This window comes from Streptomyces sp. BE303, assembly GCF_036290945.1.
Classification (GTDB): Bacteria; Actinomycetota; Actinomycetes; order Streptomycetales; family Streptomycetaceae; genus Kitasatospora.
In genome coordinates, this window is the sequence record NZ_JAQYWZ010000820.1 from 21,953 (window position 1) to 35,452 (window position 13,500).

The 13,500-nt window shown below is 75.3% G+C and carries 9 protein-coding genes and 1 pseudogene; 6 read left to right on the top strand and 4 right to left on the bottom strand.

Features of this window, described 5'->3' with window-relative positions:
* Positions 1-13: 13 nt before the first annotated feature.
* Complete coding sequence (locus PUR56_RS28450; protein ID WP_329951036.1) at positions 14-1,204, top strand: low temperature requirement protein A; 1,191 nt, start codon at positions 14-16, stop codon at positions 1,202-1,204.
* A gap of 263 nt (positions 1,205-1,467) precedes the next feature.
* On the opposite strand, the pseudogene PUR56_RS28455 reads toward PUR56_RS28450, so the two are convergent.
* Positions 1,468-2,340, bottom strand: a pseudogene (locus PUR56_RS28455) (LysR family transcriptional regulator); the annotation flags it as partial.
* Between the two features lie 658 nt (positions 2,341-2,998).
* Here PUR56_RS28455 and snpA point away from each other — a divergent pair.
* Positions 2,999-3,625 carry a snapalysin gene (snpA, locus tag PUR56_RS28460; RefSeq protein WP_329883693.1) on the top strand — a complete coding sequence of 209 codons (627 nt, stop codon included), beginning with the start codon at positions 2,999-3,001 and terminating at the stop codon, positions 3,623-3,625.
* 315 nt (positions 3,626-3,940) lie between these two features.
* Entirely contained in the window at positions 3,941-4,600 is a 660-nt protein-coding gene (locus PUR56_RS28465) for a pentapeptide repeat-containing protein (RefSeq protein ID WP_329883694.1), read from the top strand.
* 82 nt (positions 4,601-4,682) lie between these two features.
* On the opposite strand, the gene PUR56_RS28470 is transcribed toward PUR56_RS28465, so the two are convergent.
* On the bottom strand, positions 4,683-5,480 hold the full coding sequence (locus tag PUR56_RS28470; RefSeq protein WP_329951037.1) for a phosphoribosyl-dephospho-CoA transferase MdcG domain-containing protein: 798 nt from the start codon (positions 5,478-5,480) through the stop codon (positions 4,683-4,685).
* A 194-nt stretch (positions 5,481-5,674) separates the two neighbouring features.
* Between PUR56_RS28470 and PUR56_RS28475 the strand changes: the two genes are divergently transcribed.
* Complete coding sequence (locus PUR56_RS28475) at positions 5,675-6,643, top strand: SDR family oxidoreductase (protein WP_380357761.1); 969 nt, start codon at positions 5,675-5,677, stop codon at positions 6,641-6,643.
* Here the strand turns inward: PUR56_RS28475 and PUR56_RS28480 are convergent.
* The gene (locus tag PUR56_RS28480; protein WP_329951039.1) at positions 6,634-7,677 is read right to left on the bottom strand and encodes a helix-turn-helix transcriptional regulator; all 1,044 of its coding nucleotides are present in this window, start codon (positions 7,675-7,677) and stop codon (positions 6,634-6,636) included. The genes PUR56_RS28475 and PUR56_RS28480 overlap by 10 nt on opposite strands.
* Before the next feature lie 172 nt (positions 7,678-7,849).
* Between PUR56_RS28480 and PUR56_RS28485 the strand changes: the two genes are divergently transcribed.
* Positions 7,850-8,146, top strand: coding sequence for a hypothetical protein (locus PUR56_RS28485; RefSeq protein ID WP_329951040.1), 297 nt, complete (start codon positions 7,850-7,852; stop codon positions 8,144-8,146).
* Positions 8,147-8,284: 138 nt separating this feature from the next.
* Here PUR56_RS28485 and PUR56_RS28490 read toward each other — a convergent pair whose 3' ends face one another.
* Positions 8,285-11,665, bottom strand: coding sequence for a S41 family peptidase (locus PUR56_RS28490; RefSeq protein ID WP_329951041.1), 3,381 nt, complete (start codon positions 11,663-11,665; stop codon positions 8,285-8,287).
* Positions 11,666-11,805: 140 nt separating this feature from the next.
* Between PUR56_RS28490 and PUR56_RS28495 the strand changes: the two genes are divergently transcribed.
* Positions 11,806-13,488 (top strand): chitinase, encoded by a 1,683-nt coding sequence (locus PUR56_RS28495; protein WP_380357772.1) that lies wholly within the window; start codon positions 11,806-11,808, stop codon positions 13,486-13,488.
* The last annotated feature ends 12 nt before the right edge of the window (positions 13,489-13,500 follow it).

A 13,500-nucleotide genomic window follows, 5' to 3' on the forward strand; every position in this document is an offset into this window, starting at 1 on the left:
CCGGAGACCGCCGATGACCAGCGATTCCGCCGCATCACCCCACCCGCACCACACCGACCCGCGCGCGGTGCGCCGGATGGTCCCGCGCAGCCGGGACGAGCCGCACCGGGTGGCCACCCCGCTGGAGCTCTTCTTCGACCTCTGCTTCGTGGTCGCGGTCGGCCAGGCCGGGCGGGAGCTCGCCCACGACCTCGCCGCCGGCCACTGGGGCGACGGCCTGACCGGCTACCTCTTCGCCTTCTTCGCGATCTGGTGGGCCTGGATGAACTTCACCTGGTTCGCCTCCGCCTACGACTGCGACGACGTCCCCTACCGGATCACCACCCTGGTGCAGATCGCCGGTGTGCTGATCCTGGCGGCCGGCGTGCCCCGGATGTTCGCCGACCAGGACCTGGTGCTCTCGGTCATCGGGTACGTGGTGATGCGGCTGGCCATGGTGACCCAGTGGCTGCGCGCGGCGGCCGGCGAGGAGGGCCCGGCACGCGGCGTGGCGCTGCGGTACGCCGCCGGGATCACGCTCTGCCAGATCGCCTGGGTCGTGGTCCTGGTGCTGCCGGACGGTGCCCGGGCGGTGCTCATCCCGCTCGGCATCGTGGCGGAGCTCTCCGTGCCGGTGCTCGCGGAACTGCGGCTCCGGACCACCTGGCACCCGCACCACATCGCCGAGCGGTACGGCCTGTTCACCCTGATCGTGCTCGGCGAGACGGTGGCGGCGGCGACCATCGCGGTGCAGTCCGCCGTGGACGAGCACGAGGGCCTGAGCCGGCTGCTGCCGGTCGCCGGCGGCGGCCTGCTGATCTGCTTCTCGGCCTGGTGGATCTACTTCGCCCGGCCGGTCCACGAGCACCTCCGCTCCAACCGGCAGGCCTTCCTCTGGGGGTACGGCCACTACCTGGTGTTCGGCGCGGCGGCCGCGATCGGCGCAGGGCTGGAGGTGGCGGTCGAATCGGCCGTGCACAAGGCGCACATCTCCGAGACGGCCGCCACCGCGACGGTGACCGTGCCGACCGCGCTCTACCTGATCACCGTCTGGCTGCTGCACTCCCGGCACGTCAAGACCGGCGCGGCTCAGGTGCTGCTGCCGGTCGCGTCGGTGGCGGTGCTCGCCTGCACGGCGGCGGGCTGGGCCGGGGTCCTGGCGGCCGGTCTGGTGAGCGCGGTGACCGTGGGGGTCGGGGTGGTGCTGCACGCCCGGGAGGGCTGAGCGGAGGCCGGACGGCGCGGGGGCGCCGGCTCGCGCGGCTGGGGCGCGGGCTCCCGCGGCCGGCCGGCCGCGGGGCCGTCCTCGGCCCGCCCGGTGGGCGGCTGTTCGGGGGGCCGGTCGCCCAGGAGGTCGCGGAGGATCTCGCCGTGCCCGGCGAGCCAGGTCCGGTACGGCGGACTGGCCTGCGCCAGGTCCAGGTAGACGGCCCGCAGCTCCCCGAACAGGGCTTCGCGGGCCGGCACGCCGAGCGCACGGGGCCGCCAGACCAGCAGCAGCCGGACGGCCAGCGGGTCGCCGTACAGCCGGCGCACGACGCTGCCGGGACCGGGGGCGGAGGTCGGCTGGCAGGGGCGGACGGCCTCGCCGGAGGCGACCAGCTCGGCGGCGGTCGTGTTGTCGCGGACCTGGACCACCCGCGGGTTGAGCCCGGCGGCGCGGAACACCCGGCGCATCGCCGCGTACTCGTGGTCCGCCGTCGGATCCACCATCCAGGTGTCGTCGGCGAGTTCGGCCAGCCGGACCACCGGCCGGGCGGCTGCCGGGTGGTTGGCGGCGAGCGCGACGAACTGCGGCTCACGGGCCATCAGCACCCGGTGCTCGGCGTCCGGGGGCAGCCGCAGCGGGAACCCCTCGCTCTCGTGGACGAAGGCGACGTCCAGTTGGTCGGCGGCGATCATCCGGAGCAGTGCGTTGGCGGAGATGTCGATCTGGATGGTGGTGTCGGTCTCCGGCAGCCGTTCGTGCACCCGGCGCAGCCACGCGGCCACCGCCCGGCTGCCGACGCTGCCGATCCGCAGCCGCCGGGCGCGCTCGCTGCCGGCCGTCTCCCGGGCCTCCTGGCGGGCGGCGGCGATCAGCGCGGCCATCTCGGCGATCACCGGCCTGGCCCGGGACAGCACCGAGTGGCCGAGCGAGGTGGGCCGGCTGCCGGTCTGTTCCCGGGTGAACAGCGTGCCGCCGACGGCCCGTTCGATGCGGTGCAGCTGGGTGGTGAGGGACGGCTGGGTCATGCCGAGTTGCAACGCGGCCTTGCGGAGGCTGCCGGTATCGGCAATCGCGCACAGCACCCGGAGGTGTCTCACGTCGAGCTCCACATCGGGAGCGTAACGGTCGAAACGGCGCAACGCCAGGGACATGACAGGTTGTCGGGTCGGCAGGGGCACCGGCCTCCCCGGCCCGCCCGGTTCGCACCGCCGTCCGTCCGGCGCTCGGTCCGGTGGTCGGTCCGGCGCTCGGCCCGGCGGCGGACGGTGATCGGTCCGGTGATTGGTCCGGCGCTCGGCCCGGCGGCGGACGGTGATCGGTCCGGTGATTGGTTCGTGCTATCGCCGGTTGACATCATCCGCCGGGCCGCCGGCCTGGCCGAAGCTCTGGGGCAGCAAAGCATTCATCCGATGCCCGAGGCCCGGCCCCCACCGGACCGCGGCGCTTCCGCGAATCGGAGCCCCCACATGGATCGCGTCTCGCGCACGCCCTCCGCCGTGCCAGGCCCGGCGGCCCCTCCGGCCCCGGCCCGTTCGGTGCCGTCCCGTTCGGCACCGGCCCGCACCCGGAGCGTGCCGGGCGCAGCCGCGTCGACTCCTCCCGGCGGAACGTCCGGCCCGGCCGGCGGCCCGGCCTCCTGACGACCCCCGGCGCGGCCCACCGGACGGCCCCCTCCGGCCGGTCGGCGTGCCGGGCGGCGCGCACCACCCCGCGTACGACCCCACGCACCACCGCACGCCCGGTACCGCCTGCACCACCGGTACCACGCGCTACCCCCACCCCTCCACCCCCGTGAACGGGAGCCCCCACATGAACCGTGTCTCACGCACCTTCTCGGCCGCGCTCGGCCTGGCGCTGGCCGCCGGTCTGGCCGCCCTGCCCACCACGGCCGCCGCCGCGCCCACCCAGGGCTACACGGCCACCGCCGCCCGCACGACCTCGGTCGCGGAGGACGCCAACAACAAGGCGTTCTACGAGGCGGTCATGAAGTCCGCCAAGGCCAAGCAGGCCGCCAACCCGTACCTGCTGGCCGTCACCGTGACCTACGACGCCAGCAGCGCGCCGACCTTCCGCAACCAGATAGCCCAGAGCACGCAGATCTGGAACAGCTCGGTCGCCAACGTCCAGCTGCGGTCCGGTTCGGCCGCCGACTTCCGCTACTACGAGGGCAACGACTCGCGCGGCTCGTACGCCAGCACCGACGGCCACGGGCGCGGGTACATCTTCCTCGACTACGCGCAGAACCGTCAGTACAACTCGCTGCGGGTCGTCGCGCACGAGACCGGGCACGTGCTGGGCCTGCCCGACCACTACTCGGGCCCGTGCAGCGAGCTGATGTCCGGTGGCGGCCCCGGCACCTCCTGCACCAACCCGAACCCGAACAGCGCCGAGCGCAGCCGGGTCAACACCCTCTGGCGGAACGGCCTGGCCGGCTGACGCCCGACGCACCGCAGGACGGCCCGGCCGCCGAACCCCGGCGGCCGGGCCGGTCCGTGCGCGTGCCCGCCCACTGCGGCGATCCCGAGCAGGGCCGGCGGTGCGCGCCCCACCGTGTCACCGCCGCGCCCGCTCGTGCCGGGCGCCGCCCGGGGAAGCCCGTCGGTGCCGCGCCCGCTCGTGCCGGGCGCCGCCCGGGGAAGCCCGTCGGTGCCGCGCCCGCTCGCGCCGGGCGCCGCCCGAGGGGATCTGTCGGTGCCGCGTGCGAGCATGCGGGCGAGAGTCGTCCGCCGCCGACCGCGAGGTGCCACCGCCATGCCCAAGCCCGTCCCCGACCGCCTGGAAGACCTGCCGTACGCCGACCTGCTGCGCCCGCACACCGGGCCGCTGCGCAGCGACGCGCGCTACGACACCGTCCACTTCGACGGCGGCGAGTACACCGACCTGTCGGCCGCCGGTGCGACCTTCCTGGAGTGCGCGTTCACCGGTGTCGCGCTGAGCGGGGTCAAGCTCCGGCAGGCCCGGTTCAACGAGGCCTGGGTGCAGGCCGGCCGCTGGGTGGCCTGCGACCTCGCCGACAGCGAGTGGCAGGACGCCCTCTTCGCCGGCGGCGTCCTGGCCGGCGTCACCGCGCACGGCTCCGCGCTGCGCCGGGTGGTGTTCCGCGGCTGCAAGCTGGAGGCGGTCAACCTGCGCGCCGCCGTCCTGCGCGACGTCGTCTTCGAGGACTGCCTGCTGCGCGACGTGGACTTCGGTGACGCGCGGCTCACCGACGTCGCCTTCCCCGGCTCCACCCTGGAGGAGGTCCGGCTGCGCGGCGCGACCCTCAGCAAGGTGGACCTGCGCGGCGCCGCCGCCCTGGGCCTGCCCGACGGCCACCAGGGCCTGCGCGGCGCCCTGATCAGCTCCACCCAACTGCTCGAACTGGCACCCCAGTTCGCCCAGGCCCTGGGAATCACCGTGAAGGACGGCTGAGCGCCCCGGCTGCCGGCCCCGGTCGCCGGTCGTCTGCTGCCCCCTGCCCCTGCCCCGGGCGGCGGCGAGGCCGGCGCGGCTGTCACAGCTCCCGGGGGAACCACGGGTCGTGGACCTCCCGGGGGCCGTCCGGCGTCAGCAGGGTGACCGTCGGCGGCGCGGCCGCGTACTCGGCCAGCAGGACGGCGCCGTGCCGGGTCTCCAACTCCGCCTGGACGGGCACCCGCAGCCGGCTCAGCGCCCGCCGCAGCTGCAGCGCGTCCCGCCGGCTTACCGGCTGCGGCGCGCGCAGCACCAGCCGCAGCGGGCTCAGCGGGCCGGCCACCGGCTCGCCGCTGCCCAACTCGTAGCCGACCGCGCCGATCGGCCCCCAGGCCAGCCGGTGGTCCGCCACCAGCTGCCCGGCCACCGGGAGAACCGCGAGCGCCGGAACCGCCGCCGTCCGCTGCGGCGTCAGCAGGTCGATCCGGCCGGGGAGTTGTTCGGGCCGGAGCGTGCGGGCCACCGCCGCCCGGGGCACCAGCGCGTCCAGCCGCTGCCCGCGCTCCGGGCCGCGCACCGTCACCGGCAGCCAGGTCTCCGGCGCGGCCGAGGCGTCCCGGACGCAGCTCACCGGATGCGGGGTGTCCGCCGGGGAACCCGCCACGACGGGCGCCCGGCCGACGGTCACCCAGGGGTGGGCCCGCAGCACCTGCCGCGCCCAGTGCGGCAGCCCGCCGCCGCCGAGCGGGCGCAGCGAGCTCGGACACTGCACGAGCAGCAGGTCGTGGACGCCGGGCAGCCTGCCGTCCAGCGCGGCCAGCGGCCCGACCAGCCGGCGCGGTCCGTCGTGCGGCTCCTCGCTCGGACGGTGGACACCGGTGCGGGCGGCGACGGTCACGGCGGGCTCCTGGGGTGGGGTCGGGACCGGCTGACGGGTCCCACCCTGCTCCTGGTCCGCCGTCAGGGATACGGCCTTTCGACGCTTCCACCCGGGACCAACGGCTCAAGGCCCGGGGGACGGGAACGCTTCGGAGGAACGCGCGGGACGCTCGCGGAAAAGGGTGACGTGTTCTGTCACTTTTGGTGTGGACGATGGAGTGCATGAACCGGGAAACCACCACCCCTGACGTCGTCCAGGACGGTCCGCTCGTCGGTCGGATCGCGCTCGTGGCCGGGGCCACCCGCGGCGCGGGGCGCGCACTCGCCGTCGAGCTCGGCCGCGCCGGCGCCACCGTCTACGTCACCGGACGCACCACCCGCGCCCGGGCCAGCGAGGTCGGCCGGAGCACGGAGACCATCGAGGAGAGCGCGGAGCTCGTCACGGCGGCCGGCGGCACCGGGATCGCCGTCCCCACGGACCACCTCGACGAGGACCGGGTCCGCGCCCTCGCCGAGCGGATCGACCGTGAACAGGGGCGCCTCGACGTCCTCGTCAACGACCTGTGGGGCGGCGAACACCTGCTCGTCCGTTCCGTCTTCGGCAAGAAGAGCTGGGAGACGCCGCTCGCCGACGGCCTGCGCATCCTGGAACTCGGAGCCCGTTCGCACGTGATCACGGCGGCACTCCTGTTCCCGCTGCTGATCCGTTCCGACGCGCCGCTGCACGTGGAGGTCACCGACGGCACGGCGGTCTCCAACCGCCGCTACCGCGAGAACATGTACTACGACCTGGCCAAGAACGCCCCGATCCGCCTGGCCTTCGGGCTGGGCCAGGAACTGGCCGAGTACGGGGGCACGGCGGTGGCGGTCTCGCCGGGCTTCCTGCGCTCGGAGCAGATGCTCGCCCACTTCGGGGTCGGCGAGGAGAACTGGCGCGACGCCGTCGCCCGGGAACCGGCCTTCGCGATCGCCGAGTCGCCGCACTACCTCGCGCGCACGGTCGCGGCGCTGGCCGCCGACCCGGACCGGGCCGCGCGCTGGAACGGCAGGTCCACCTCCAGCGGGGAGCTCGCCAGGGCCTACGACGTCCGGGACGTGGACGGCAGCAGGCCGGACGCCTGGGCCTACTTCGAGGACGTCGTCCACGGCGGGAAGGACGCCTCGCCCGACGACTACCGCTGATCCTCGGGCTCGGGTGCCCCGTACAGGGCGGCCAGGGCCGACGCCCGCTCGCGAAAGCGGGCGCGCAGGCCCGCCGGGGCCAGCACCTCCACCTCCGCGCCCAGCCTGGACAGCTGGTCGAACGCGACCTCGTCCGACTCCGCCGGCAGGTCGAGTGTGACCCGCCCGGCGGCGTCCGGCGCGGTCGCCGAGGCCAGCGCCTCCTCGACCGCCGCCTCGTCCACCACGGCGGGCAGCCGTCGCAGGCCCGACGCGGTCAGCCGCACCGCGACACGGGCGCGCAGCAGCGCCCGGGCGAACCCGGCCGAGTGCGCCTCCCAGTGCGCCGCCAGGTCGAAGGCCGGGTCGCGGACGAACGGCCCGTCCGCGCCCGGAGCGGCGGCCAGTGCCGTGACGCGGTCGACACGGTAGGTACGCCAGGCGCCGTCACGGTCACGGTCGGCCGGCTCATCCGGAACGCGGCCCACCAGGTACCAGACGCCCGCTTTCAGGACGACCCCGTACGGCTCCACCACGCGGGTCACCGCGGCGGGCGGGGCGCCGTCCCTGCCCGGCCGCGCGTACGTCAGCTCCACGGTCCGGTCGGACCACACCGCGCGGGCCAGCTCCGGCAGGAGCCGCGGCGCCTCCGGCTCGCGGAACCAGGCGGGGGCGTCGAGGTGGAAGCGGCGTACCGAGGACTCGGCCGCCGTGCGCACCGACGGGAGCAGGGTGGCGGTCAGTTTCAGCCGGGCCGCGCTCGCCGCGTCCGACAGCCCGAGGTCCCGCAGGGCCGTGGGCACGCCGGACAGGAAGAGGGTCTCCGCCTCGGTGGGGTGCAGCGTGGTGAGCCGGGTCCGGTAGCCCGGCGGCAGGTGGTAGCCGCCCACCCGGCCACGCTCCGAACGGACCGGGACACCGGCCTCCTGGAGGGCCTGGGCATCCCGGATCACCGTCCGCTCGGAGACCTCCAGCTCACGGGCGAGGGTGGCGGCGGTCACGCCGGGGTTCGACTGGACGAGGAAGGCCATGCGGATCAGGCGGGCGGCACGCATGCCTCAATGATCGGCGGCCGGGTGAACGGGCACGGCACCGGTTCCGCCCGGGCCACGGGTTCCGCCCGGCCCGGCCGGCCCGGCACCTCGCCGCCCGTCTCCGCAGCGGATGCGTCCGTCGCGTGCCGGTGTGAGAGTGGGGGCAGCCCGGAAGTCGTCCGGAGGAGGAGTCATGGGCATCTTCGACAGGTTCCGCCACAAGGAGCACGCCGCCGCAGGGGAGGACAGGTCCTCGCTCGGCGGGGGCCACGAGCAGGACACCACCGCGATGGCGGACTCCGCCCAGCGCGCCGCGCTCGCCCACGACGAGGCGGCCGACGCTTTCAACGCCGAGACCCAGCGGGCCCGTGAGGTCCGGGAGGCCGAGGTCCGGGAGTCCGAGGCCCGGCGGTCGACCGGGATCAGCGAGCGGGAGGCCGAGGAGCGGGCCCGCGAGAACATGACGGCCGAGGGCGACCCCTGGGACTGACCCCGCCCGGTCCGCCGCGGGGCGCCCGCCCGCCGGGCGCCCCGGCGGGCGGGCGCCGTCACGTCCCCCTGCCGTCCCCGGCGTCCCCGCCGCCGTCCGGGTCACCGCCCCCGAATCCCGTCCCCGTCCCCGGCCGCGTCACCGGTCCCGGGGCGGCAGCGGGGGCCGCCGCAGGTCCGGCCGGGGGGTGTCGTCGGGAGGAGGGACGGCGGCCGGTACGTCGTCCAGCAGCTCCAGCGCCAGCCGCACCGCCATGACCAGCTCGGGGTAGCGGCCCGAGGCCCAGTCCCGGGGGGTGCGCAGCACGTGCACGTCCGGCTCGACGCCGCGGTTCTCCACCGACCAGCCGAGCCCGCCGGTGAACCAGGAGGCGTTCTTCGGCACCGAGATCTGCGTCCCGTCGCCGAGGGTGTGCCGTCCGGTCATGCCGACCACGCCGCCCCAGGTCCGGTTGCCGACCACCGGGCCGAGCCCGAGCAGCCTGATCGCCGCGATGATGACGTCGCCGTCCGAGCTGGTGGCCTCGTCGGCGAGTGCCACGACGGGCCCGCGCGGGGCGTCGCGCGGCCACCGGACCGGCTCCCGGCCCCGGCTGAAGTCCCAGGCGAGTACCCGCCGGGTGAGTTTCTCCAGCACCAGTTCCGAGACGTTGCCGCCGGCGTTCCCGCGGACGTCGAGGACGAGCGCGGGCTTGTCGAGCTCGCGCCGCAGGTCCCGGTTGAACTGGGCCCAGCCCGAGCCGCCGAGGTCGGGGATGTGTAGGTAGCCGCACCGGCTGTCGCTGAACTCGCGGACCAGGGCGCGTCGTTTGGCCACCCAGTCCTGGTACCGGACGGGGCGCTCGTCGGTGAGCGGTGTGACGGTGATCCGCCGCACCTGGCCGTCCGGCCCGCCGCCGCGCAGGGTCAGTTCCACGATGGTCCCGCCGGTGCCGGCGAGCAGCGGGAGCGGTCCGCGCACCGGGTCGACCGGGCGGCCGGCCACGGCGAGCAGCTCGTCGCCGTCGTGCACGCCCTGGGCGGCGAGCGGGGCGCGGGCGCGCGGGTCGGAGGACTCGCCGGGGAGGATGCGGTCGAGCAGCCAGTGTCCGTCGGGGGAGCGGTGGGCGTTGGCGGCGAGCAGGCCGAGCGGCTGCTGGGCGAGGGACGGCCCCTCGCCGCGCCGGGAGGCGGTGACGTAGGCGTGCGAGGTGCCGAGTTCGCCGAGGAGTTCGCGCAGCAGGTCGGCGAAGTCGTCGGGGCCGGCGATGCGGTCCAGCAGCGGCTCGTACTGGGCGACCAGGGCCGGCCAGTCCAGCCCGGACATCCCGGCGTCCCAGAACTGGTCGCGGACGATCCGGGCGGCCTCCGCGTAGGACTGCCGCCACTCGGCGGCCGGCCGCACGGTGTGGGTGATCCGGCGCAGGTCGACGCTGGTGGCGGCGGTGGGGGCGGCCACCGGGAGGATCCGCAGGGTGCCGGACGAGTAGACGGCGACCGAGCCGCCGTCCCCGGAGACGGCGTAGCCGTCGAGCCGGTCGGCGAGGGTGGTGCGGGTGCCGCGGGCCAGGTCGAAGTACTCCAGGGAGGGGCGGCCGGAGGTGTCGTCGGGGTTGGTGAAGGTCTGCCCGAGGGTGCCGGAGATCGGCCAGCGCAGCCAGACCAGCCCGCCCCGGACGCTGTCGGTGGCCGAGTACTTGGAGGCCAGCACAGGGAAGGGGACCAGCCGCTCGCCGATGCCCGCGGGATCGACGTGCACGGCGCCGTCGCCGCCGCCGTCGCCGCGCGGGGCGCCGTCCTCGGCGGGGGCCGCGAACGGGGACGGCGTGTCGGCGGCGAGCGGCACGAGGTAGGGACGGCAGCCGAGCGGGAAGGAGAGGTCGCCGGTGTGCACGTCGTGCACGGGGTCGAAGCCGCGCCAGGAGAGGAAGGCCAGGTAGCGGCCGTCCCGGGTGAAGACCGGCTGCTCGTCCTCGAACCGGCCGTCCGTGACGTCGGTGACGGGCGCGGGCCCGTCGGTGCGGGTGAGCCGGATGCGGCGCAGTGAGCGGCCGGCGGCCGGCTGGGACCAGGCGAGCCAGTGCGAGTCGGGGGAGAACCGGGCGCCGGCGACCGGGCCGTGGCCGGAGGCCGCGACCTCGCGGACGGTGCCGTCGGCGGTGGCGAGCAGCAGGAGCCGCCCGTCGGAGGCGACGGCGGCGAGGTGGGTGCCGTCGGGGGAGGCGGTGAGTTCCAGGACGCGGCCGAGCCGGCCGTCGGCGAGCACCCGGTGGCCGCGCTGTCCGGGGGCCTGCTCGTGGCCGGGCAGCGGCACGATCTCGACCGCGTCCTCGCCGCGGGCGTCGGTGATCCAGGCGGCCTCGCCGGTGTGGCCGAGGACGACCGGCAGCCGGGTGCGTACGCCGGGCGTGTCGGCGAGGGCCCGGGCGGGCCCGTCGCGGTGGGTGAGCCAGTACTGGCTGCCGCGGACGGTGATCACCCCGGCCCGGCCGGTCTGGTCGCAGGCGAGGTCCTTGACGTGCGAGGCGGCGTTCACCTGGTAGGGCCGTCGGCCGGCCCGGGCGCCGCCGAGCGGGACGCGCAGCCGGCGCGGGGCGGGGGCGTCGAGGCTGTCCAGCAGCCAGAGGTCGCCGGCGTGCTGGTAGACGATCCGGGTGCCGTCGCCGGCGGCCTCGCGGGCGTAGTAGGAGGCGTGGTCGGTGTGCCGGCGCAGGTCGGTGCCGTCGGGGCGGCAGGAGTAGAGGTTGCCGATGCCCTCGTGGTCGGAGAGGAAGGCGATCCGGTCGCCGTCCGCCGAGGTGACCGGCATCGGCGAGGCGAGGTGGCCGGGGTGGCCCTCCAGGAGGCGTTCGCCGTCCACCCAGAGCCGGCCGGTGGCGCCGCCCCGGTAGCGCTTCCAGGCGGCCGGTTCGTGCGGGGCGGAGCCGGTGAGGAGCACGGTGTGGGCGGGGCCGACCTGGGCGTCGCCGACCGGCCCCCAGGGCATCCGGCGACCGGGTCCGCCGTCGGCGGGCAGGGCGTGCGCCCAGGTGTAGTGGCCGAAGGGCTCGTGGTACGAGGTGACGGCGAGCAGCTCGCCGTCCGGCAGCCAGCCGCGCAGCCGGGTGTCCTGGCTGCCCCAGTGGGTGAGCCGGTGGGCCTCGCCGCCGTCGACGGGTGCGGTCCACACCTCGGGGGTCAGGCTGTACCAGCCGGTCCAGGCGAGGGTGCGGCCGTCGGGGGAGAGGCGGGGGTGGCTGACCCGGGTGCGGTCGCAGCTGACCCGCCAGGCGCGGCCGGTGGCGGCGTCGTCGCCGAGCGGTGCGAGCCAGACGTCGTCCTCGGCGGTGAAGGTCAGCAGGTTCCCGCGCAGGTGGGGGTGGCGGAGGTAACCGGGTGACGTCACTCCTCCATGCTTCGACGGGGTGTCACGTCCGGCAACCGGGGGCGGTCCGGGCGGGCCGGTGCCGGGGCCGTGGCGGGGCCCTCTCCGGGCCGGTGGCGGGGCCCTCTCCGGGCCGGTGTCCGGGCCGTGGCGGGGGCCGGAACCGGTCTGGACCATTGACACCGAACCGCCGCATCCACTTCAGTGGTCTAGTCCAACTGGTATGCCTGGCCGCGCCGTTCCCCCACCGTCTGCGCGCGTTCCGGCCTGCCCCGGACGACCCCCACGCCCGCGCCTCCGCGAGGAGAGTCCCCCACATGCGCAGATCCCCCGTACCCGTCGTGCCCGCCGTCCGCCGCCGCCCGCGCACGCTGCTGGCCGCCGGTACCGCGTCCGCCGTCGCCGCCGCCACCATGGTCGGCCTCACCCTGGGCCTCGCGCCCTCCGCCTCCGCCGGCGAGTTCCTGGTCAACGGCGGCTTCGAGAGCGGCGCCGTCGGCCCGTGGAGCTGCTCCGCGGCCTCCGGCAGCGTCGTCACCGGCCAGTCCCACGGCGGCAGTTACGCCCTGGCGGCAGCCGCCTCGGCGAGCGACACCGCCCGCTGCGCGCAGACCGTCACGGTCGCGCCCAACACCACCTACACGCTCAGCGCGTACCTGAAGGGCTCGTACGTCTACCTCGGCGTGGACGGCGGCACCTCCACCTGGACGCCCGCCACCGGCGGTGCGTACCAGAAGCTCAGCGTCAGCTTCACCACCGGCGCCAACCAGACCAGCGCCACCGTCTACACGCACGGCTGGTACGGGCAGGGCACGTACTACGCCGACGACGTGTCGCTGGACGGCCCGGGCGCTCCCAGCCCGACCGTCACGCCCACCGCGACACCGACCGTCACCCCGACCGTGACGCCGACGGTGACGCCCACCGTCACCCCGACCGTGACGCCGACCGTGACGCCCACGGTCACGCCGACCACGCAGCCCGGCGGCAAGGCCCTGGTCGGCTACCTGCACGCCAGCTTCGCCAACGGCGCCGGCTACACGAAGGTCGCCGACATCCCGGACTCGTGGGACTTCATCAACCTCTCCTTCGGCGAGCCGACCTCCGTCACCTCCGGCGACATCCGGTTCAACCGGTGCTCGGTCGCCGACTGCCCGACCGTCGAGTCCGACGCCGACTTCAAGGCCGCCATCGCCGCGAAGCGCGCCAAGGGCAAGAAGGTGCTGATCTCGATCGGCGGCCAGAACGGCCAGGTCCAGCTCACCACCGCGGCCGCCCGGGACACCTTCGTCAGCTCCGTCTCGGCGATCATCGACAAGTGGGGCCTGGACGGCCTGGACATCGACTTCGAGGGCCACTCGCTGTCGCTCCAGACCGGCGACACCGACTTCAAGAACCCGACCAGCCCGGTCGTCGTCAACCTGATCTCCGCGATCAAGACGCTGAAGGCCAAGTACGGTCCGAACTTCGTGCTGACCATGGCCCCGGAGACGTTCTTCGTCCAGCTCGGCTACCAGTACTACGGATCGGGCCCCTGGGGCGGCCAGGACCCGCGCGCCGGCGCCTACCTGCCGGTGATCCACGCCCTGCGCGACGACCTCACCCTGCTCCACGTCCAGGACTACAACTCCGGCTCCATCATGGGCCTGGACAACCAGTACCACTCGATGGGCGGCGCGGACTTCCACGTCGCGATGACCGACCTGCTGCTCAAGGGCTTCCCGGTGGCGGGCAACGCGAACAACGTCTTCCCGCCGCTGCCGGCCTCCAAGATCGCCATCGGCATGCCGGCCACCACCAACGCGGGCAACGGCTACGTCGCCCCCGCCGAGGTCAACAAGGCGCTGGACTGCCTCACCAAGCTCACCAACTGCGGCAGCTACGTCCCGAAGGCCGGCGCCCAGCCCGGCCTGCGCGGCCTGATGACCTGGTCGATCAACTGGGACCAGTTCGCGGGCCGGGAGTTCTCGAAGAACTTCGACTCCTACTTCCGCCGCTGACCGGACGGCCGC